Origin of the sequence: Fischerella sp. PCC 9605 (assembly GCF_000517105.1) — a bacterium.
Lineage (GTDB): Bacteria > Cyanobacteriota > Cyanobacteriia > Cyanobacteriales > Nostocaceae > PCC9605.
The window spans coordinates 169,786-192,937 of sequence record NZ_KI912150.1; the positions used below are offsets into that span (position 1 = coordinate 169,786).

General features: G+C 43.5%; 16 protein-coding genes and 2 pseudogenes. 5 read left to right on the forward strand and 13 right to left on the reverse strand.

The genetic code is table 11. The annotated features are described in order from the left end of the window. Positions 1 to 88: 88 nt before the first annotated feature. A complete protein-coding gene (locus FIS9605_RS0124140) occupies positions 89 to 436 on the forward strand; it encodes a cupin domain-containing protein (protein WP_026734893.1) in 348 nt (115 codons plus the stop codon). Positions 437 to 643: 207 nt separating this feature from the next. Here FIS9605_RS0124140 and FIS9605_RS0124145 read toward each other — a convergent pair whose 3' ends face one another. The 5 genes from FIS9605_RS0124145 to rppA all read right to left on the reverse strand — a co-directional run bounded on the left by FIS9605_RS0124145 (position 644) and on the right by rppA (position 8,000). Beyond that, complete coding sequence (locus FIS9605_RS0124145; RefSeq protein WP_026734894.1) at positions 644 to 1,930, reverse strand: purple acid phosphatase family protein; 1,287 nt, start codon at positions 1,928 to 1,930, stop codon at positions 644 to 646. A 555-nt stretch (positions 1,931 to 2,485) separates the two neighbouring features. Further along, positions 2,486 to 3,124, reverse strand: a complete 639-nt coding sequence (locus FIS9605_RS0124150; RefSeq protein ID WP_026734895.1) for a pentapeptide repeat-containing protein — start codon at positions 3,122 to 3,124, stop codon at positions 2,486 to 2,488. 489 nt (positions 3,125 to 3,613) lie between these two features. Further along, entirely contained in the window at positions 3,614 to 4,852 is a 1,239-nt protein-coding gene (locus tag FIS9605_RS0124160) for a DUF4912 domain-containing protein (RefSeq protein ID WP_026734896.1), read from the reverse strand. Positions 4,853 to 5,878: 1,026 nt separating this feature from the next. Further along, entirely contained in the window at positions 5,879 to 7,162 is a 1,284-nt protein-coding gene (locus FIS9605_RS0124170; protein ID WP_026734897.1) for a sensor histidine kinase, read from the reverse strand. Between the two features lie 151 nt (positions 7,163 to 7,313). After that, positions 7,314 to 8,000, reverse strand: coding sequence for a two-component system response regulator RppA (rppA, locus tag FIS9605_RS0124175; RefSeq protein WP_026734898.1), 687 nt, complete (start codon positions 7,998 to 8,000; stop codon positions 7,314 to 7,316). 36 nt (positions 8,001 to 8,036) lie between these two features. On the opposite strand from rppA, the gene FIS9605_RS0124180 reads away from it, so the two are divergent. Next, positions 8,037 to 8,438: a hypothetical protein gene (locus tag FIS9605_RS0124180; protein WP_026734899.1), complete on the forward strand. Its 402-nt coding sequence runs from the start codon at positions 8,037 to 8,039 to the stop codon at positions 8,436 to 8,438. Between the two features lie 96 nt (positions 8,439 to 8,534). On the opposite strand, the gene FIS9605_RS0124185 is transcribed toward FIS9605_RS0124180, so the two are convergent. Then, positions 8,535 to 11,720 (reverse strand): efflux RND transporter permease subunit, encoded by a 3,186-nt coding sequence (locus tag FIS9605_RS0124185; RefSeq protein WP_026734900.1) that lies wholly within the window; start codon positions 11,718 to 11,720, stop codon positions 8,535 to 8,537. A gap of 120 nt (positions 11,721 to 11,840) precedes the next feature. Next, positions 11,841 to 13,208 carry an efflux RND transporter periplasmic adaptor subunit gene (locus FIS9605_RS0124190; RefSeq protein ID WP_026734901.1) on the reverse strand — a complete coding sequence of 456 codons (1,368 nt, stop codon included), beginning with the start codon at positions 13,206 to 13,208 and terminating at the stop codon, positions 11,841 to 11,843. Positions 13,209 to 13,878: 670 nt separating this feature from the next. Between FIS9605_RS0124190 and FIS9605_RS42980 the strand changes: the two genes are divergently transcribed. Together FIS9605_RS42980 and FIS9605_RS0124195 are read left to right on the forward strand one after the other, a co-directional pair. Further along, positions 13,879 to 14,082, forward strand: coding sequence for a hypothetical protein (locus FIS9605_RS42980; protein ID WP_155960506.1), 204 nt, complete (start codon positions 13,879 to 13,881; stop codon positions 14,080 to 14,082). A 5-nt stretch (positions 14,083 to 14,087) separates the two neighbouring features. Continuing rightward, complete coding sequence (locus FIS9605_RS0124195; protein ID WP_026734902.1) at positions 14,088 to 15,491, forward strand: serine/threonine-protein kinase; 1,404 nt, start codon at positions 14,088 to 14,090, stop codon at positions 15,489 to 15,491. 189 nt (positions 15,492 to 15,680) lie between these two features. Here the strand turns inward: FIS9605_RS0124195 and FIS9605_RS39970 are convergent, their stop codons facing one another. The 6 genes and pseudogenes from FIS9605_RS39970 to FIS9605_RS0124220 form a co-directional block, all read right to left on the reverse strand. Then, the gene (locus tag FIS9605_RS39970; protein ID WP_051470126.1) at positions 15,681 to 17,015 is read right to left on the reverse strand and encodes a S1 family peptidase; all 1,335 of its coding nucleotides are present in this window, start codon (positions 17,013 to 17,015) and stop codon (positions 15,681 to 15,683) included. A 246-nt stretch (positions 17,016 to 17,261) separates the two neighbouring features. Further along, positions 17,262 to 17,657 (reverse strand): hypothetical protein, encoded by a 396-nt coding sequence (locus FIS9605_RS0124205; RefSeq protein ID WP_026734903.1) that lies wholly within the window; start codon positions 17,655 to 17,657, stop codon positions 17,262 to 17,264. A gap of 371 nt (positions 17,658 to 18,028) precedes the next feature. Beyond that, positions 18,029 to 18,760: pseudogene (locus tag FIS9605_RS45435) on the reverse strand (tetratricopeptide repeat protein); the annotation flags it as partial. A gap of 294 nt (positions 18,761 to 19,054) precedes the next feature. Further along, positions 19,055 to 19,669: pseudogene (locus FIS9605_RS45440) on the reverse strand (S1 family peptidase); the annotation flags it as partial. Then, a complete protein-coding gene (locus FIS9605_RS37995; protein ID WP_063748481.1) occupies positions 19,666 to 20,559 on the reverse strand; it encodes a S1 family peptidase in 894 nt (297 codons plus the stop codon). The gene FIS9605_RS37995 and the pseudogene FIS9605_RS45440, both read right to left, overlap by 4 nt. 107 nt (positions 20,560 to 20,666) lie before the next feature. Then, on the reverse strand, positions 20,667 to 21,287 hold the full coding sequence (locus FIS9605_RS0124220; RefSeq protein WP_026734904.1) for a COP23 domain-containing protein: 621 nt from the start codon (positions 21,285 to 21,287) through the stop codon (positions 20,667 to 20,669). A gap of 708 nt (positions 21,288 to 21,995) precedes the next feature. Between FIS9605_RS0124220 and FIS9605_RS0124225 the strand changes: the two genes are divergently transcribed. Further along, on the forward strand, positions 21,996 to 22,901 hold the full coding sequence (locus tag FIS9605_RS0124225; protein WP_026734905.1) for an alpha/beta hydrolase: 906 nt from the start codon (positions 21,996 to 21,998) through the stop codon (positions 22,899 to 22,901). Positions 22,902 to 23,152 lie beyond the last annotated feature (251 nt).

The following is a 23,152-nucleotide window of genomic DNA, read 5'->3' on the forward strand; positions in this document are numbered from 1 at the left end:
GATTTGCTGGTTTTCCATTACTGGACAAACATGCCTGTTCAATCCGAAGTCCAGTTTGACTACGTATTAACAAAGGAGTAATAACACTATGACTACAACAGTGATATCTTTAAGCACCCCTGCAATTCAGCTAGCAGATATTATCGACTATTCCCAGGGTCGAGTCCAACGCCAGACCTTGCTAGAAGATACAAACTGTCGATACATTCTGTTATCCCTGCCAGCAGGAGCGCAGCTTGCAGAACATAGCGCTCCCCGAAATGCCACGGTCAATGTGATTGAAGGACAGGGTGTGTTGATTTTGGAAGGCAAGGAAATTCGGCTAAAACCTGGAGTATTTGTGTTCATGCCTGCCACTGCACGCCATGCGCTCAACGCAGAGACGAATCTCACGGTTTTGTTAACGCTCTCTGAACGAGCAGCTGATTCCAATTGATTTTGATCGACAGATTCATCTCATGGTTAATCTGTATGCAGCCACAACACCGAATCGACACAAAGCATTCATCATTCTAGACCCCCATGGGCTTTTCGCCCACAACGAGGGAATGAAAATCTCTTCCCCGATCCCCAATCCCCAATCCCCAATCCCTATTTTCAAGGCAGAGGAAGTAGGGTTTCCCTACAGGGCGATCAATTACAGTCAGAATCCATCGCTATACTTTTGGATAGTGAAGTAATCTTTTATCTCCCCATGACAATCAATAAATTTGACATCAAGCCTTTTGCCGTATGCATCCAATACAAGCGACCCAGGAATACTGAGTGAGGTATACATCGCCGGATGCGGAGATACGCAATCTGCCAGAGCAGAGGTTCCTGCAACGATATACACTGTCCCCGCATGGGAAGCTAAAAGAGGTTTTTGATACTGTTGCGACTCGTCCTCTCGTCCACTTCCTCCATTTTTTTTCATCTGTTCATTAAAGGAGTCCGAGTTTCCATAATGCCCGTCAATCAGATAGGAACGCTCATAGGAGTGGCTGTGACCGCATAGCACAATGTCTACACCCGCCTCTTCCAAAATGGGAAGGGCACGTTCTCTCATTTCAATTAACTCAATCTCGGTATCTGAATCGTGTGACCCCTTTGTGTATGGAGGATGATGCCAAAAAGCGACTTTCCAATCTTGACGAGATGAAGTTGCATCATCTGCTAGCCAGGTAAACATTTTCCCTGCAACAGAGCGATCGCTCCCATAGGAGTCAAGACAGATAAAGTGGATGTTGCCATAGTCAAATGAGTAATATGCTGCGGTTGATGACGGCACACCACCTGCTTCCCCACGAGTTGGTAGAGTGAACAGTTCATAATATGGCCCTGTTTGCAACTGGGAATTAGCGCACCCACCATCATGATTGCCGATCGCAGTCCAAAGAACACTGCTGCGTAGAAGTTGGGGATACATGTCAAATATCCCTCGCTGATACTCCTCATAAGTACCAGTATCATAAGCATTATCGCCAAGCATCAGCCACAGATCGGTATGGCGCGTTTGTGTAAATTTCAGATACCCATCTTGCACAGCTGCTGCCAGATCGTTTCCACGTCCCGCGTCCCCTAAAACCCAGATCCGCATTGGTCTGACTCCAAGAGATACCTGGTCTTGCGATGGTGCAGTGACGAAAAAGTAATCTTCAGTTCCGCCTGCTTGTACTCCTGCTATTGTTCCAACCGCGTAGTAATACTTCGTGTCTTTCGTTAGTCCGCTGAGTTTGACTATATGGTCAGACGTAATCGTTGTCTCTTGTTGTTCTAAACACAGTCTGTCAGGAACTGTACCGTACCATACCTTGCCTTGGGTAGGAGCATTAGTAGCCCAGCGGATAGTTATGCTAGACTCAGTGCCTTGTTGTAGATACGGGCCCCTAATAATTTGTAGATTATCAATGACAGTTCTTTTTTCTGCTTCAGGATAAATTACCGTCATCAGCAAAAAGTCATCCTATGTTAATTTATTTAACCAAGACAAATTAATTATTACAAATTTTTTACAAACTAACTATCCTTTAAAGAATTAATTATCAGTTTTCAAGGCAGATATTGACTATGTTCACATCTTGCAGCAGTTACAACAGTCCCTAGGCAAGCCCACCACCCTCAAGGTGGTTTCATGGGACGGAATAAACATTTGAATCCCTACCAAATTCTTAAACTCTTTGTGTTCTACCCTGCACCGAAGCCCTCCGGGTACTCTACCTTGAAGCCGCGCTGCGCGCGTCTACGCCAGTCCCCCCTAAAGGCAAAAGCCAAGACGGGGGCTGGTCTCACCGCTTGCGCGTCTATGCGTCCTTTGTGGTAGCCTGCGGCAAGCCCTCCGGGTGCAAGATTTCAGTAATTCATGAATTCTTGGTGCGGTAAGAATAGAGAAAAAGGGGAGACAAGGAAGAAAATTCCTCCTTCCCTTATCCTTCTTGTCTGCCTTGTCCTCCAAGTCTCCCTTTCAATTTAAAGGAAGATTACTGAGTTGGTGTTCTAGCGGTGACTAAACAAAAAGCGCTTCACTCAAATCAGCACCTTTTAAGTCCGCCTGCTCCAAATTTGCACCTCTTAAATCTGCTTGATTCAAATTAGCATTACTTAAGCAAGCATGACTCAAATCAGCACCTTTTAAATCTGCCCGCGACAGATTTGCTGATACCAAGTTAGCCCTAACCAACCGTGATTGACTCAAGTTAGTATCGCTTAAATTAGCATCTTGAAAATCTGCCGCTGTTAAGTTTGCCTTGCTTAGGTTAGCTCCGCTCAGATTAGCGAAATTCAGTTTTGCCCAACTTAAATTAACTTCACTCAACAAAAGCGAACAGAGCTTGCTACACCTTAAATTAGCATTGCTAAAATTCCTTTCTCCGATTGCGTAACGACGCAGAAGTTCATCAGTTGTTAATCTATTTAAAACAGCAACCCAAGCGCCTTGATAACACCATGTAGTTTCCATAAGACTAGCAGCAGTGTTAATAGCTACCTCGTCACATTTAGATACGATCGCACCATTGCAGCCATCCCACTCACCGCCCAACATAAAAGCAATTTCACTAGCGGCAGCAATTGAGTCAAATAGCAAAACAGATTTTTGAGAGCGTCCTAACCAATTAGTCAAACCAATTAATATAATGTTTTTCATTTCCTAAGCTTCTAAAAGAAACGATTTAAAAAATAGCGTTCATCTTTGATTTTGCAAAAAATTTCTAAATATTTTCGCCCTTACCATCTTCAGCTAAATTGAGACATCCTTCGCCGTCTGAGCGACAATAAAATCAACAACATCCTCTAAGTTTTCCGTACGCTTATAAATTTCACGCTTTACGTCAGGCATTGGGGAGAATCTTTTGCTTGGGGAGTGTACCATTTGGGCTAATAAATTTTCCAGACTATCGCACTCTAACTGTGCAATCAAATGAGTTAAAAATTACAGTATCGAGCAATTCAATTCTGTAATTTTCTGCGGATAAGCATATCACAAATACCCAGTCCCAAAGCAGCATTCCTCCCGCCACCAACATAAAGGTATGGTGGGTGACTAATGCTCATGGCGACTAGTTGAAGAAAAATCCCGCTACAGCATTACTGTAGCGGGTAATAAATTTTTATTTGGTCAATCTAAAATCCAAAATTAACCGAGCCATTCTAAAACAGCTTCTTCTTTGGTGTTGGTATTGCGTGATGGAGTTTCGCGATTAAACTTCATGTGAATTGAGCGGGTTTGCTCACCATCAGCAGCAACAGCCATGATGGGGTAGTCAATCAAGCCATCCTGGAAGGACATCTGGAAGCGGAATGTCCCATCTGGATTTAACTTAATCGGACGACCGCCAATTGTTACGGTAGCATCAGGTTCAGTTGCACCGTAGACAATTAACTCAGCATCGGCAATTAACCAGAACTTGCGCGGACGCATGGGTACAGCGGAAGCAGAGAAGCCAACGCCAGACATGCCGACACCGGACATGGTTAAACCAGATGCGGTTGGAACTGCCCACATTCCTACGCCAGAGGGGAAGACATAGGAACTGATGGCTTGTTCGGGAGTAACTGAACCAGGAACGTGCTGCATAGATCCAAACAGAGAACCTGCAACCCGCATTGCTTCGGCAGATTCCGCCATACCAAAGATTTGGTCGTAAATGGCGTTGCCATTTGCAGCCGCAGCAGCTTTCTTGGCAGGAGGAACGAGCTCGTAGAATGTCTTACCGCGCAAATCTTCTTCAAAGTTCACGCTGATGAAGATGTCCTCAATCCAGTCAGATGGATAGACGGGAGGAACGTGTACGGGAGCAGAACGAGCTAATACCAGCCAACGACCATCAGCACAACGATAGCCGATGTCGATGACATAATCGCGATCGCTCACTGGAATTGGCAAATACCATTCCCGCGCCAGTTCATCACAAGGATATTCCTGGATGCTGTGGGGACTTTGGAACTCTAGGTTAATGTCGGTAACGTCGTAAATCCGCAATGCTAGCTGTTGTCCACCTTGCCTGCGCAGTTCTTCTTTATGCTCATTGGGAACATCCCAATAGGTGTAAGCCCACTGCGGATCGCGGGGCATCAGGACAATGCGGCTGTCACCATAACCATCAGGTAAGTCGCCCAGTCCTTCATCTACATCTGTTAGGATTCCGCCTGTACGGTCTTCTTGGCCTAATTCAAATTTTGCTGCTTCCACGGTTTCCTGTGCCTCCATTGAGCGAGATTGGCTAAGAGAAAGTTTGCTGCGCTCGACTTCTAGTATTGCTGCCAGCAGTTGCGATTTACGCATTCGACTATAACGAGAGACACCATATTCGCTGGCAACTTTGCGTAGTTGCCGCAATGTCATCTCATCTAGTGGTGGGCGTTCTTTTGCCATGAGTTTGGCCTCCAGTTATTTGAAAGGAAAATGATATACCCTTAGTTATGAGCGGTCGATTCGATTCCATCCATCCCAGATCAACTTCGTGATTCCTGATTTCTGTTTTTGCCTATCTGTTTGGTTTTTTAGTGTTTTTTTATTATGTTGGGTCACTCCCTTTCAATTTCCTGTCATGCCAAAATCAGCACTTTGTTGTTTGGGAGTGGATGATCCTTTTGTTAAAAAATACTAACTGTTAACCTCCCGCTGGGATCAAGAGGTCATCAGACCTGTTTTTACTGTTTCCACGAGATTATCAGCCCTTTGGGGATCGAATTGTCATGAAAATTTGACATAGAGGCTGAAAACAACTACTCAGCAATTTAAAAAATGGACAAAAAGTTAAGATTTGATGACAATAACCAAAGCGAAGGAACAAGAAGCTTTGTTCGGAGAACGTCTGAAGCCTAGTTGGTGATTGGGGATTGGGAATTGGGGATTGGTTTTCTTACCGATGCCCCTTACCCGATGCCCCAGTCCCCAGTCCCTAGTTTTAGTAGTGATATAAATCACATCTATACTTGCTTTAAATCACAATCTTTTGCCTGGAGAACAACTGTAATAACTTGGAGAAATTTATAGAACTAAAAAATGAGGTAACAAAAATGACTATTGACTACAGTGATGTCCTTCAAGTTGTTCTGATTGCTTTTGTTGCAAGCTTAGTTTTATCTTCTGCGATTTGCTTGACAATGCCCAAACCTAAAAAAGCTTGAGGCATAGCAAAAATGCTTGCACCAATCTAGCGATTTATCTGATTTCCAGATGCGATCGCCCTTAAAGTATAAATTAAGCAGGAGTATACCTTAGGGTTGTAACCAGCGATTGAGAAATTCCCTAGTCTGATCGTAGAGTTTATTTTCGGCTAGGGGAAAAAATTTATATGACAACCAACATCTCTGGCGATGTCAACAAGAGTATTAATGGGTCGCTCCTGATTGGTATTGGTCTGATTGTCTTAGGAATCGTGGCGATCGCTCCTGACTATGAGAGCGGAAGTTGGATTTCAAAAATTGAACCTTCGCCAGGTACACTGTTGGCAGTAATTTGTCCGCGGTGTGCCTGAATAATTTGTTGGGCGATCGCCAGTCCTAAACCAAAGCCTCCTGTTTGCCGCGATCGCACATTATCTACACGATAAAAGCGTTCAAAGATATGGGGTAAGTCTTCGGCGGGAATACCAATACCATTGTCTTCTACTACAAGAATAGCTCGATGAGCGCGCTGGAAAAGTCGTAGCCCAACTGTACCGCCAGCTGGGGTATATTTCAAGGCATTAGTCAGCAAATTAACAACAGCTTGTTTCAACAATTCTGCATCGGCTTGCAAGTACAGAGGTTGCTCAGGGAGGCGAAAAGTAAAATTGAGATTTTTTGCATCTGCTTGTTGTTTGTACTCATCAACGAGCGATCGCAATAGTTCAACAAAGTCAATGCTCTTTAGTGCTGCGCCATCTAAAGATCCCTCATGACGAGCTAAAAACAGCAGATTGCTAATCAGAGCGCTCATTGATTTAGCAATCTCCTCAATATTTTCCAGGCGAAAACGCTGTTCTGATTCATCTTCTGGTGGCATTAATGCAACTTGGGCATTGCTCAAAATTGCAGCAACAGGAGCGCGTAACTCATGGGAAGCATCGGCAGTAAAGCGCTGTAGTTGCTCATAGGCACGACGAGTTGGTTGCATGGCAAGTCCCCCCAAGTACCAACCAGTAATACCAATCACCCCTAAAGTTACTGGCACACCTAGTGTTAAAAATAGCCTGGCTCGATTCAAGCTTTCACGCAAGGGTAGTAGTGGGCGAGCAATTTGCACATAGCCAATAAGTGTATTATTTTGTATTATTGGTAACGTTAACTCTCGTAACCATATCTTAGTGGTTGTTGCGTTTGTTTGGTTGCTATTTATTTGGATAGTCCGAAAACCAGGGGCAACAGTTAATTGTCTGGGAGCAAGTGCACCATTAGATTCTACTAATTTTCTTTTGGAGTTGTACCAACGGACATACACCAGTTCTCTATCTGACGGTAGTCCATAGGCAAGTTTGGGAACATCATCTTTGTTCACCGGCCATCGTTGTCGAGAGAGGCGATGCTGTGCATTTGCTGCAATTGCTTTGCTTGTTGAGTAAAGTTCTTCATCAAAAACCTGAAGTTGCTCTTCAACTCCCAAGAAATAGGCTATGCCAGCAAAGACAACGAGGATACTCCCCATGGACAGTGCAAACAAGTGTGCTAAATTACGACGGCTACGAGCAAACGCAAACATGATTAGTCATTGGTTATTAGTTAGTGGTTAGTGGTTAGTGGTTAGTAGTTGTAGAGACGTGCCATGGCACGTCTGTACATTGGTTAGTGGTTATTAGTTAGTGGTTAGTGGTGATTTCATTATTCCTCACTTCCCCCACTCCCCCACTCCCTCACTCCTCACTTTTTTCGGGTACATCGAGACGATAACCCATACCATAAACATTTTCTAGCCAATCTTTGGCTCCAACTGTTTGCAAGCGCTGTCGCAGTCGGCGCACTAGTGTTGTGACAGCGTTACTTTCAGGTTCTGTTCCCCATCCCCAAAGAGCTTGTTCAATTTGATCGCGAGACAAAACCTGACGTGGATGGCGCATCAGGTATTCCATCAGTTGAAACTCGCGACCAGATAGTTGCACAGTTATCTGATTTCGCTCAATAGTAAGGTTACTCAGGTTCAGATGTAAATCTTCTAAACTGAGAATGTCTCCTTGCCAAAGTGGAGAACGCCTTGCCAAGGCTCTGACTCGTGCTAGTAGTTCTACTATATCTACTGGTTTCACCAAATAATCATCTGCACCCGCATCCAAACCAGTTACCTTATCTGGGGTGGTGTCCTTTGCGGTCAGCATCAGCACCGGAGCAGTTTTGCCTGCCCGTCGATATTCCTGGCAAAGTTGAACCCCGCTAACATTGGGAAGCATCCAGTCTAAAATTAACAAATCATAATCTTTATGAGATAAAAGCCACTGGGCGGTTTCGCCGTCTTCTATAGCATCAATAGTATGTCCTGCTTTTGATAGTGCAGCTCGTAGTGGTTCCAATTGGGCTGAGTCGTCTTCCACCAGTAAAATTAACATAGGGCGATCGCTGTATTTGTTTTTTCTTTTTAGTCTATGCCCACATCCCGATGGTTTCAGATCTTGCGTTCTTTGGGATTAGAGTTTTGGTTACCCTTGCCTCTACTCGCATTAGCCTTTTGGTTAGGGAGCGGATTTGTTATGGATGGAGTGTTAAGTCGCTCTAACCAAACGACTAAATATCTGAAGGTTGATTTTCAATCGGCAAAACAGCCTAGCAGAACCGTACTGTCAATCAAATCAGAAATAAACAAGCGTCAAGGAATTTCCAGAGTTAAAGTCAAAACCGATTCCTCAGTGCTAAAACAACTAGAATTTGAGTTTCCAATCACAAACTTGAATCAGCTGGAAGCAGCAATTAGCCAAGAGTTAGGATTACCTGTCGAAGATGTTAAGAAATTGATGCAAAATCAAACAGAGAAGAAAATAAAGAAATAAATTTCTGGTGGGGTGGCTGCATATCTTTGTGTCTTAGTGTCTTGGTGTTTCAAGATTTTTTAACCACTAAGGCACAAAGGCACAAAGTATTTTCACTCAAACTGTCACTTTGCTATTATTATCGACGTTTACTGGCACTTTCTGGCTACGCTTTGATGAGCCGCCACCGGAGATATCTCGTAATAATCCCATCAGTGCAGGTACTACTGTTGGCGTCAAGATAGTGGAAAATGCCAGACCACCTGTAAGTACAATGCCTAAACCTTGGTAAAGTTCCGAACCTTGTCCGGGTAGGACTGCCAAGGGCAGCATCCCCAGCACGCTAGTACCGGCTGACATGAAGATAGCACGCAGACGATCGTTCGTGGCATTATACAATGATGCATCAAAATCTTCGCCTGCTTCCTGGAGTTGTAAGGCGCGATCAACAAGTAGAATCGCGTTATTGACGACTACACCCGTAAGAATCACGAATCCTAATGCCGTAATCATATCCAAAGGCACATTCATACCCGGAATGCGATTGGCAATTACCAAACTTAAGAGGGCACCGCTCATTCCCATCGGTAATGTTGCCATAATTACCAGTGGGTAGAGGAATGATTTGTAGAGTGCAACCAGCAGCAAGTAAGTAATTAACACCGACAGTACAAAGGCTGTAGCTAATTGCGAGACTGTGGTTGCCAATTGATCTGCCGATCCAGCCAATTCCAAGCGATAGCCCCCAGGCAGGCTAGTACGCAGAGGAGCAAGAATTTCATTTTCGGTACGTTCTACTAAGGTTCCTAAAGGTGCATCTGGTGCGAGAGATGCAGTGAGGGTGATTGACCGCTCTAAGTTGACATGATTAATAACATCTGCTCCAGTAGTTTCACGTACTTCTGCCACGTCTTGTAGTTGCACTTGCCTTTCCCGTGCATATAATGGCAGTTGACGCAATTGTTCAGGCGTTTCCACAAAGGTATTTTTTAATTCCACTGAAACATCGAGTTCCTCTTTGCCATCGATGTAATCGGAAGCGAGACGACCACCCAGCGCCGCTTCCACCATTGCGCCTATTTCTGCTTCTGAAAGTCCGACTTCCGCGAGGCGTTCCCGATTGGGAATCACTTGTAGTTCTCCTGCTCCCATAACGAAGTTGGAGCGGAGATTACGTACACCAGGCAAGGCACGGATTTTGTTAGAGATTTCCTTCTCTAACTTGCTTAACTCATCCAAATTTGCCCCAACGATATCAACCTCAAACTCCTTACCCGGATCGCGGAAGATGGAGACGCGGGTAGGTACCATGAACCGATAGCCAGCAAAGTCATTGATCTTGGCGCGCATCTTGTCCACCATGTCGGCAAGTCCTTCGGTGGTAGCAAATTCTGGTTTGAGAATTGTAGCAACGCCGCGAATTGCCCCTGGACGGTCAACATACATAATCCGGTCAACTTCGGGCTGCGATCGCAAAAAAGCTTGGAGTGGTTCTGACTGGCGTATTGCTTCGGGGATGCTGGTTCCGGGTAAGGGTTCTGCCCGCCACAGCACGATATTGCGGTTGCCTTCTGGTAGGTAGTCGGCAGGAGGAAGTAGGAAAATACTGATAACAAGTAAGGCAACAGGTATCGAAAGAACCAATAGCCTGCGCCCGACTCGCTTGCGTCCCAGCGACCAACTCACGGTAGCAGCGAGGAAATTTTCCAATTTACCTTGAAAGTACCGGAATGTAGCAGAAGACCTCGCCACTGCACGTTCTAACCAGTTGCCACCCCGATACTCTCCACCTTGTAACATTTGCATCGCTTCCGATTGCTTCAGAAAAAGCCCAGACAGCATCGGTACTAAAGTCAAGGCTGCAAATAGGGAAAACAGCGAGGAGGCAGAAAGCGCGATCGCCATATCTGCATATAACTGTCCTGCTTCCCCTGTCACCGTAATTAGGGGCACAAATACGACTACGTTCGTCAGTGTCGAACCCAACATTGCCCCCCACACTTCCTGTGTACCCTCAATTGCAGCATGTAAGGGGCTTTTTCCCTGTTGCAGATGGGTGAAAATATTTTCAATCACGACAATGGCGTTATCAACTACCATCCCCACTGCAAACGCCAACCCTGCCAAACTGATGATGTTTAATGTTCTGCCAAACGCCGCCATGACGATAAACACCATGACTAGGGTTGTGGGAATTGTCAGCGCCACAACTGCCACAGTTCGCATCGAACCCAGGAACAGGATCAAGACAATCGTTGCCAACAGTGCCCCACTGACTAAATTTCCTTGCACAAAGGATACTGACTGGTTAATGTATTCACTCTCGTCATAGTTGTAAACAAAGCGAATACCCTCATTGCGTTTGTCGAATTCGGCTTGCAATTCAGCAATTGCCGATCGTACACCCTTCGCTACTTCTGGCACATTCGCCCCAATTTGACGAATCACACCCACAGCAACCGCAGGTGTACCATTAAACATCAGGGCGCTATCCTGTGGTTTGCGACCCATTGCCACTTCTGCCACATCTCGCAAATATACAGTACCAGCCTCATCCCTTCTGAGAACAAATCCTTCGATTTGCTGAATGTCTTGCGATCGACTTACTGTCCGGACTCGATATTCCCGTCGTCCCAATACCAAGGGGCCACCCCGGATATCACGGTTATTTTCCTGCAAGACTCGCACGACATCGCCGATGGTAAGATTACGGTCAGAAAGTGCTTTCGGGTCAACCCTTACTTCAACTTCTCGTTCTTGTCCACCCACAATCAAAAATTGTCCCACACCTTCCACCCGCCGCAAACGCGGTACTACAACCTCTTCCGCCAAATCCCGGTAACGATTGGGGTCAGCTTGGAAGCCTTCTCTGGTGGCAAAGGGAATCCACATCATCGGCGAACTATTACCACCCACCAGTTCTACATCTGACTCTTGGGCTTCTGGTGGTAGACTTGGTACTTGCTGCAAGCGGTTGATGACATCCAGCAGGCGGTCTTCTAAATTTGCACCATCGGCAAACTCCAAAGTAATATTGCTACGCCCACTGCGTGAAGTACTGGTGATTTCCTCCACGCCCAGCACTTCTTCCATTTGCTCTTCAATCGGCCGGGTAATCAAATCTTCTACTTCCGTCGGCCCCGCACCAGGGTAAGGAGTCGTGATCGAAATTTCCGGGCGATCGCCTCCTGGTTGCAATTCCAAAGGCATTCTTAAAAGCGAGAAAACGCCCAATAGAGCCAGCAAGCAGAATAACACAAATGTACCATGCCGCCAGCGAACAGCAGTTTGGATGAAATTCATAATAATTTATTAGATTTTGGATTTTAGATTTTTCAACGAACCGCACAGACACAGAGTACCCAGAGGAACAGAGAAACAAACAAAACTCTGCGCCCCTCTGCGTTTTAATCATTGAAATGTTTATACATCCGAACGTGACTGACTCTCCAAAACTTTCACTGACGCACCATCAGATAAACCATCACCACCCCGCAAAACTATCTGTTGACCCGCCCGCAACTCTGGGTGATAAATTGCTACCTTTTCACCCATGTCAGCCACCATTTCCACTTCCAACTGTTTAGCTTTACCATCGGCAACAGTAAAGACCAGCCACTGATTTTGTTGGCGCGTCAGGGCATCACGGGAGACAACAAAGCTGGGTTGATTGGATGGCATGATTAGATTACCGGCGATCGCCATTCCCGGTAACAATCCTTGGGGTGGGTTATTTAGCTGGACTCGCACTCGTTGCCGTCTGGATGCAGCATCCGCAGCTGGAACTACCGCTGTAATTTTTGTGCGTCCTTTCCATTGTGGCAATGCCCGTGCAGTTAGCTCTATTGGCATTCCTGGAGTGACTTTACCGCTTAGTTCCTCTGGTAGCTCTAAGAAAATATCCAGTGCATTCCCTGATACTAATGTCACAATTTGATCGGAATTTTCTACAAGATCGCCGCGACTGACATGGCGTGTTTGCACAACTCCAGAGTCCGAAGAAATAATTCGGGTGCGCTGCTGTGCTAGTTTTGCCTGATTTAAAGATGCTTCTGCTGCTGCGACATTTGCTTTTTGGGCGGCAATTTCTTCTTGGATTGGGCCTGCTTTCGCCTCTGCTAAGGCTGCTTGGGCTGCTAGCTGTTGTCCTCGGGCTTCATCTACAGCACTTGTTGCCTCTACAAGTATCCTTTGGGACAATGCACCCTGTTTCACCAAATCTGTGGTGCGTCTGAGGTTATCGAGTGCTTCTTGCTCTCGCGCTTTCGCAGACTTAAGGGCAGCTTGCCGTTGAGCAATAATTTCGGGACGAGTTCCCACCTCTAGGCGGGCAAGGTTACTACGTTGCTGTGCTAATTCTGCTCGTGTCCGTGATATTGCCAACTGCTGATCGGAATCATCTAAAATAGCGATCGCCATTCCTCTTTGAACGCGATCGCCTGGTCTAACTAAAATTTCTTTAACTATACCTCCAGTCTGGGCACGAATCGTTGATTGCTGACTTGCTTCAACCTGTCCCAGTAGTGATACGCTGGTTGTGGCATTTCCCCTTGCTAAGCTCACGGTTTCCACGGGACGAGGTGGCGGCGCTTTCGGCTGCTGTTGAGCCACTGCTGGTTTAGGTGTTCCACCAGGAGAAAGCATCCGCCACAAGACAATGCCGTTAACTGTCAAAGATAATGCTAGTAGCAGCCACAACCAAGGCTTTCTGTTTCTAGGCTTCAACTCAGGCACATCAGGGCTGTCTAAATGCGTATCAGAGTGTGAGACTTTAGCTTCAGAAGTATTCATGGCTTATTTGTGTGCTTTACTTATTAGCAAGAACTCAACATTAGTTATTAGTTATTAGTTGTTAGTTGTTTGTATTTACCAACCAACAACCAACAACCAACAAACAACAACCAACAAATAATTTCCTAAGCAAAGGTCACACCTACCGGGAAACCTTTACTGTCAATTGTGAACTACTATGTAGTAATATTTCGTAATTTTGAGTTTAGTACATAAATATGACACAAAAATGTCAATTGCAGGATAAAACTAGATTTGCTTTGGTTGTAGCGATCGTTTGGTGTGACATACAGCTATTTTCATTCAGATAGAACACAACCTCACCCCCATCCCCTCTCCGCGAGTTCGGAGAGGGGTACCGGAGGCGGGGTGAGGTTCGAGTGCGGTCAATTCAATTGAAATCTGCTGTATGTCAAGCGTTTAAACTGCTTAGCGAAGTAGCAGGGACTGTAATACTACCCCAGTCAAGGTGTGAGTCTTGGAAATGGATTTTTCTTGGTGTCTTTGTGTCTTGGTGGTGAAAAAAGAATGATTGAAACACTAAGACACTAAGACACAAAGAGGAAAATAGTCTTCTCTACTAAGATAGTGGTTCGTTTTTTACCCACCTTGACAGGGCTAGGACTGTAATACCTAGAGATTGAGTTTTCTGGTGTTGCTGAATAATGGGATGAATGAGGCTGACGCACCAGACGCGGTGATTATTGAGTCATGCAAATTCCAAAATCATCCCACAATTATGCAACGCCAGTTTTCTTTGTGTCTTTGCAAAGCACATTGCAAGTATAAGCAAAGCGCGATCGCACTCCGATACATAACCATCTGTGGTAATCCTTTGGAGAAATGGTATAAAAATTCCAGAGGAACTTGGTGATTTGAATGATAGGTCAAATTCTCGATGGACGCTACCAAATTCTCGAACAACTGGGACAAGGTGGATTTGGTATTACTTTCCTTGCTATTGACATAAAACGACCAGGGAATCCTCAGTGTGTTGTAAAGCAGTTTCAACCAATATCTACCGATCCACGCATTTTGGAAGTTGGAGAAAGATTATTTAAAAGGGAAGCAAAAGAACTAGAAAGATTAGGAAATCACGATCAAATTCCGCGCCTTCTCGCATACTTTCAACAATATCAACAATTTTATTTAGTCCAGGAATATATTCAAGGTCACGACCTCAGCCAAGAATTATTACCAGGTACACAACTGAGTGAAGCTTGCGTAACTAAACTTTTACATGATATTTTAGAAGTTTTGGTTTTTGTTCATCAACAAAACTTAATTCACCGGGACTTGAAACCCTCAAATATTCGACGACGTGAGTCCGATCGGAAAATTGTACTGATTGACTTTGGAGCAGTTAAAGAAATCACCACCCAAGTAGTTAATCCTCAAGGACAAACAATAATTCCTACTCAAATAGGTACTCCTGGTTATATGCCTACTGAACAAGCAATGGGTCAACCAACTCTCAGGAGTGATATTTATGCAGTTGGTGTTATTGCTATCCAAGCTTTAACAGGTATAAATCCCGATCCTCGGCGTGGTGGATTACCGACACACCCCCAAACAAAGGAGATTATTTGGCGCGATCGCGTTTCGGTTAGTCCCAAGCTAGCAAATATCATCGATAAAATGGTGCGCTATGACCACAATCAGCGTTACCAATCAGCAAAAGAAGTATTACAAGCTATCAAAACACTTTCATCCCAACCCAAATCTAGACCTTGGAAAGTTTGGCTTGGTGTGGGATTTGTAGCAATATTTGCACCTTTAATTGTGTGGTCGTTTTACTACTGGAGAGCTTCTCAAGTTAAATATTTATCTTATCAAAATTCAGAGCATAATGTTCAAATTAAATATCCAGAAAACTGGATTAAACAAGAACTAGGAGATTTTGGTGAAGTCGCTAGATTTTTTCCTGAGTATCAAAAACAATCTAGCAAATGTCCGCTAGAAATATTAATTCATGTTAGTGATTTATCACAACGACTTCTCTCACTTAATGAATATAAAAATATCGCTATACAAAAAATTAAGAATAATAACCCTGGTATAGCAATCGCTGAAAACAAAAATTCAGGTATAACGTTAGCCAATTTTAACGCCTATAAATTAACTTATACTCGCCAAGAGGGGCAATGTCATCTTCAAGTTATGGAAATTGGAACTGTGAGAAATGGCAAAGCTTACTTTATTACCTATACAGCAGATTTAGAGCAATATTCTCAATTGATGCCGATAGTGGAACAGATGATCGAATCGTTTCAAATTAAGTAGATCGGCACAATTAAAGTTAATTCGGGAAGATCGTCATTTGTCATTTGTCATTTGTCATTGGTAGGGATTTTAGGCGTGTTTACTTTTCGTAACTCGCGTTATGTTTATTTCCACCCATCTACTTAACGCTCAATAACATATGAAGTATTGAGATTAACCTGAATATTCTTTTGCCAATATTTGAGATTATCACTGGTGCATAGAATTATTAGCTTCACCAGCTTTTTGATAAGCTTCTGTAGCATCACGAATTCTTATATGAGTTTTATAAGCTTCTGTAACAACTTCAGGAGTTCTTGTATAAGGTTGATAGATAGGTTCACCAGCTCTTTTATAAGGTTCTGTGGTAGCTTCACCAGTTGCGTTTATGCCTTGCATGGCCTTAAAAGTATTGGTGAGTGTGTTTATGTTTACTGCATTTGCATCCACTGCTTCTTGTTGTTGCGCCATCGATTGCCTTCTTCGTGGATTATTTGCCGTTTGAGGAGTGATGGCTACTGATGGTTGTGAGTTTGCGGGTACTGGTACTGTTTTCCGTCTTAGTCGATAATTCGGAGTTTGAGGAGTGATGGCTACTGATGGTTGCGGATTCACACGCGGCGCAACTGTTCTCTGTCGGCTTGGTTTTGCAGTAGCTGGTGGTTGAGAGGATGCTAGCGATTTCTGTGGTTTTGGAGGTGAGGTAGTGACAGCGGCTTTTGGTTGGGCTATTTTTTGGGTTCTTAATAGATTCTTTGACGTTTGAGGAGTGATAGTTACTGATGGTTGCGGATTCACACGCGGTGCTACTATTTTCGGTGGACTAGAATTTGCAGGAGTTGGTTGTTGAGACGGTGCTGGTGTTTTTCGTGGATTTGCAAACGCTATGTTTGCAGGAAGATTTAAATAAGTTTTGATGGGAATACCCAAAAAATCCGTCGTCTCAGTTCTTGCGTCTCTTCTCGCTTGTCCGTGAATTCCTACTAAGCGTCCCCGTTCGTTTAAAATAGGGCCACCACTCATTCCCGGTTTAGTAGGAACGTTAAACACTAAAGCATATTCATCTTTGGGGTTTTGCACGACCCTGGTAACAACTTGCGGTAAAATTATGTACTCACGTGCTGTGCTGACTCCATCTGGATCTGCCCAACCAGAAATATAAACTGTTGCACCTGGATTGAGTTGGTCAGAAAATACCTCTGCTTTCCGATAGTTCTGTGTAGTGGTGAATTGCACCTCAGCTAAATCAACATTACCGATGCGTTTTGTTGTGCTAGAGTTTATCTGATGTTTTTTGCGATCGCTAGTCTGAACAGTATAGTTCCCCGTGTTTTCTTCTACGACATGCCAGTTCGTCAAAACAGTATAAGTATTTCCTCGACGCTTAACAATCACTCCAGAACCAGTCTTTGCACCATCAATGCGAACTGTCACCTGCTGGGCGACATCATTCACATTTACTGGTATTGATGCGATCGCAAACAGTACAAGAGGTACTGTACCAACTAAACCAACAATTGCATAAAACCGGGATGAAAATTTCATAAGTAGAAATTTTGAGAATCGTCAAAAAGTTACTTCCAGCATTTAGCTGATTCTGCAACCTATCATTGACGTGTCTACAAGAATTGTAAGAATACTTCGTATCTGCAAGCAAGCTATTCTTGCAACTTAATTTTACTCCTATATCCATAAATTAAATGCTAAAAACTGCGATCGCATATATTCATCTCAAAAGCATCATGCTTCTAAAACAGAAGTGCGATCGCTTATTCTTAACTGTTGAAGATACTACGCGGTTTGACCTTTCTCAGCGGATGTTTCCTCTGTACCGCCTTTTAAGCGGCTGACCGTACTTCTGCGGACACGTTCGCTTTTGCGGACACCACCTGCCATCTCATATTCGCGGCTATTTTTGCCATACTTAAAAGCAACCCCAATCAGCATCTTGTCCATGAGTTCGCCCAAGTTTTTTTCCAACTCTTGAATCTCTGTTCTAGAAGAGTCAATCACCGCTAGAGCAGTATTATAGGCATCAATTTTGGTACGTAACTGTTCCATTAGTTGTGTCATGTTTTGGAGATTGCGAGTATCCCCAAAATCCATGTTTGCATCAATTGCTTTTAGTCCAGAGGATCTTAACTGAGCTTTTTCTAGAATGCGGGATGTCCGTCTTTGACGAGTCATAGATATACTCCTTACAGAGAGTTCTAGAGCTAGCTTGCCCTACTGAAGCTGGATTCTGAATCAGCAGAATTGACAGATTATTGTATTTTTTTATAACTATTTTTGTGCTTAACTTAGTAATTTCTCTTAATCCTTGCTGTTGTCTAAACAGATCACCCCACCGCTTACACCATTTTTTCTTGGTAAGGGGAGGTGTCTAAGCAGATGCGTCAAATTATCGTGTCGTAACGACAGCTTGTTGTGATCTAAGGACAACTTGTCGTGATCTAAGAACAACTTGTTGCGATCTAAGGACAACTTGTTGCGATCTAAGAACAACTTGTTGTGGAGTTGCGATCGCTCATTTTTATTCTGACTTCACTAAAGCATAATTACCGTGTTTCCAAGTATTGTAGAAATTTTTTTGTATCTGCAAGCAAGCGATCGCCCCATAAATTTTTCTTGAGAAATTCTATATTTTTGTATCTACCGTCAATGCTAATTGCTTTTTTTCCTATAGCTAGACCTTGTTGGCGATCGCCTTTTGTATACAGTGCTACTGCTAATGCCAGCATAGGTTCTGCGGCTTTTGGCTCAATATTAACCGCAGTTTGCCATTGTTTAATAGCATTAGCCACATCACCCTGTGCGTATTTGACTAAGCCAATGTTGTTAATGGCGGGCCAAAATTTTTGATTGGAGGAGATTGCTTTATTATATTGAGCGATCGCATTTGAGTATTGACGCAGTATATAGTAGGAATTACCCAAACCAAATAATCCTTCCGGATCGTTAGGTTTTAACTTTAAACCCTCTTGGAAATAACTAGCAGCAGCTTGGTACTTTTGCTGTTGAAAGTGAGCCGCACCTAAAACAAATACAATATCACCATTTTTGGGATTGAGAGATTGTGCTTTTTTCAGGGCGGCGATTGCATCATCTATCTTTTTGAATTGCAAATACAACACACCTAATAGAGACCATACTTTATCATTATTAGGAGCTAAATAACTTGCTATCTGTGCCCGTGGCATAGCTTTGTCATACTGTTGAGATTGGAATAGCTTTGCTGCTTCTTGTGCCAAAACTAAGCCTTCTTGACTAGCTTTATTTGGATCTAGTTTCTGACCTTGCTTAAAGTCTTCACTGGCTCCTTGCTCATCTCCCTTTTTCCAACGATCTACTCCTCGGCTAAAGTAAGCTTGGGCATCACTTAATGTAGGGTATGTAGTTGGGGCAGGTTGATTGACTGGTATATTTCCAGTAGCGCTCGCATTGGATTGTGATGGTCTGGTTTCAATCGCGGGTTTTTTTGTTTGACTAGTAGTGTCATTATTTGTGCTTGCAATATTAGGTTTATTTGCTTGTTCCTGTAGCCTTTTTGCTGTTGGTGAAGCAATTTTCAGGTAGATCTGTATTGGAATTCCTAAAAAATCTGCTGTTGCAGTTCTTGCATCTACTCTTGCTTGTCCGTGAATTCCCACCAAACGTCCTTGTTCATCCAGAACTGGGCCTCCACTCATCCCCGGTTTAGTAGGATTGCTAAACACCAAAGAATACTCATCTTTGGGCTTCTCCACAATCCTAGTAATCACCTGCGGTATTAGTACATATTCCCGTGCTGTGCTCAATTCATCAGGATCGGCCCAACCAGAAATATAAACTGTTGAACGTGCATTTAGCCGATCAAAGTATAAATCTGCTTTACGGTAATTTTGGGTACTAACAAATTGCACCTCAGCTAAATCCAAATTGCCCAGGCGTTTTATTGTACTTCGATTGAGTTGGTATGTATTGCGATCAAAAGTTTGAATAGTATAGTTTCCTGCTTTTTCGACTACATGCCAGTTTGTTAAAACAGTATAAGAATTTCCTTGACGATCGATAATCACTCCAGAACCAGTTTTTGCCCCATCAATGCGAACCGTAACTTGATAGGCTTGCGATTCTGTTAAAGCCGCAGCAACTTGCGGTTGTACAATAACGATTGTTGCACCAACCAATACCGACGACAGTCCATTAAAAAGCTTCATCTTCTCTCCTTACAAGCAACATAAGTATCATCTACTAAGCTGGATTGTTTGGGTGTAACAACTTGTGGCACTAACTGGACGACTGTTTGAATTGGCACTGCCATACTAGAGCGAGTGATTAAATCCTGCAAGTGTTGCTCAGGTTGGGAACCATCTTTGTATACTTCGGGAGCATCCCAAACTGGATCTTTGTGCAAGCTATTAATACCCACTACTTCACCTTTATTATTTAGTAGCGGACCGCCACTCATGCCTTTACGAACATCGTTGGTATAGCCTATTTGGTAGCCTTGCTCTAAAGGTTTGTCTAACAATAACGAAATCTGCCCAGAGGTAAAAACAAACTTGTCTTTTACTCCCCTCTGCGACTGTAAAGAAGACAAATTAGACGTAAATCCACCAACAAATACGCGATCGCCAACTTTCAAGCTTGCTGAATCGCCTACAGTCGCAATTGTATAAACAACATCAGGACTACGGAACTCCAAGGCTGCTAAATCATCATCCTGAAATTGCACCGCTTGAGACACAGTAGCATTATAAACACGTCCATCCGACGTTTGAATGCGATAGGGTGGGTTTGCTGCTCTCAAAACATGAGCATTGGTAATGACTGTATAAATTTGCCCTTCTCTTTTAATTAGAGTACCTGAACCGAGTAACTCTTTTGACAACACTTTCACAGTGATTGTCCCAGCTAATTGTTGTAGTTGTGTAATTGAAAGTGGGTTTGATGACTGGGGAAGTGCAAATTTATGACAATTAGTACAATTAACAAAATTTGGTTGCTGTCTCGGCAGTCCTAGTAATACCGATTTAATAAATGTTTGCAACACATCCTGATGTAGAGACGCGCCATGGCGCGTCTCTACAATGTCTATTTGTCGCATTCTTTTTTCAAAATGGTATAATACACCACCAAGACAAACAACCAATAATAGTGTCTGACTAAATCTGCGCCGTAGACACTTACAAATCATCTCAATTGACTCCCCAACTAAAAGCGAGGTTCAACAGGTGCTGATTGAGGAGTTTTAGTGACAGAAGATTGATTGTTGTCCTCACTGTCGGCTGAGTCAACTAATTGCTTGACATCAAGGTATAAATCACCATCTTCATAGGTGAGATATTGGCTACCACTCAGTTCGATGGGTTCTGTACCAACACCACGACGGAAATCGAGCATTTGTTTGAGGACACGTCCGATATCTGTTCCTGGTTTGAGGGTAATTAAGATATTGTCTGATGTACAAGGTGCGCCTTTACGGTTAGCAATACATAACACCGGATAGTTATTCACGTTTTCTCGACTGGTGATGAAAAGATTACCGTTGTCGTAATAGCGTTGAAACCTGTCAGTCACTGCCTGACAGCGTGACATGCGGTCAATAGATTTACTGAAATATTCATCTTTCCAACGAATAAAAGTCTCATTTCCACGGGAAGTGCGAACCATTGTGACTGGCACACCGTTCAGCTTAGCGCAGGAAAACTTGTTACCCCCGGCGTAACTCGGCTGGTTGCTTGTAGTAATGGCGATCGCTGCCAAAGCTAAAGCCGAAGTCACAGAAGTTGTTGCTACTCCTGGTAAGATTTGACCGAATAACCTCAGCTGCATATATAAGCACTAATGATTAAAAGGACTTTAATGTAAACTTGGCAATAATTAAGCAAGCTACAACTCGAAATTGCAAGATTTCGGATTGATGCTCAGGTATATCAGTTAAAATCTGGTTTTTAGATAAAGAAATTATAAATTACGCTTAATGTGAATTAGAGGCTGAAACCTTGTATTTTCGGTGTAGAGACGCGAAATTTCGCGTCTCTACAAAGCCCAGGATCCTTGATATAACATTGGTTTTGATAATTCACATCAGACGTAAATTTATAGTGTTGCTTACAGATGAGAACAGGGTGTTATCACTAGAAGGTGCAACAGAAAGTGCGATCGCCCCATCCTTCTACCTTTGAAAATAAGGCAGAAGGCAGAGGGCAGAAGGAAAAGAGTATAATATATACTAAATGAACTGGATGCACAACAACTTCTGGAAATAAACCCTAATACTTATAGCTTCGTAAATTTAGTATCCAAGGTCTCAGGACGCTATTTACTGATACCAAGGTTGTTTATTTGTCCTAATTAAAACCTATAGTGAAGGCAAATGCGCCAAACCACAGATGAGGAGTGCAAAAGTCTTGTTTGCTATGGGCAATTAGCTGAGCTTGGCATCAGATAGTAGATTTTTGATCGGAGCTTATTCAGTTATAAATCTCCAATTGCGGACTGAGACCATAGGCATAAAAAACGCACTTGGAGAGAATAATGATGACACACATTGAAGGAACTTTCAAAGGGGCAGGAGGTGTAAATCTCTACTATCAAAGCTGGCAACCGCAGGGGCCAGTACGAGCAATTATTGCTATAGTACACGGGTTAGGAGCGCATAGCGGCTTATTCATTAATGCTGTGCAGCACTTAACTCCTCTTGGCTATGCCATTTATGCCTTTGACCTGCGGGGGCATGGACGTTCACCCGGACAACGGGGGCATATCAATGCTTGGACTGAGTTCCGAGAAGACTTACATACCTTTTTGACGCGAATTCAGGAACGAACAACTAATTGTGCTTGCTTTGTGTGGGGACACAGTCTGGGAGCAGTGATCGCCCTAGACTATGCCTTGCACTTTCCAGAAAGCTTGCAGGGAATCATCTTAACGGCACCAGCGATCGGAAAGGTCAATGTGCCAGCGCTCAAAGTTGCCTTAGGGCTAATGCTCTCACGAGTCTGGCCGAACTTCAGCTTAAGGGTAGGCATTAGGCGAGGTGTGAGTTCACGTGACCCCAAAGTTATCGCTACCCATGCCCAAGATCCATTACGGCACGAATACGGTAGCGCCCGACTGGCCACAGAGTTTTTTGCAGCACAAAAGTGGGTCGAAAGCCATGCATCTGATTTGCGAGTTCCTTTGTTGATTTTGCATGGAAGTGCAGACTTGGTATCCTCTCCAGAGGGTAGTTTGGCTTTTTTCCAACAAGTGACTTTTCCCGATAAAGAACATTACGTTTATCCAGGCGACTATCACGACCTCCACTTGGACATCAATTATCAAGATGTACTCACAGACTTAGGAAATTGGCTGGAACGACACTTAGATGGAGAAATTAACTATCAGTCGGTAGTTTGTCAAATAAAATCTCCCTCTTTACATTCTGAAATGATGAATCTCTAGCTGCGTTTTTTGCAAAAAAGATACAAAAGTGGATTTTGATCCCCATATGGTCTACATTAATAATATGTCCTTTGTATATGGTTAAAAGACATTTAGGAGTGACAGAACCGAAGTCTGAAAAAAACTAATTCTGTTATGAATAGATACCAAATTGAAAGGAGTTATTGGACAAAATTTAGGGTTTAGGTATCAGAAATTGTCATCCAGAATAGATACCTAATTAAATAGGTTGGCATAAATAAAAATATTGA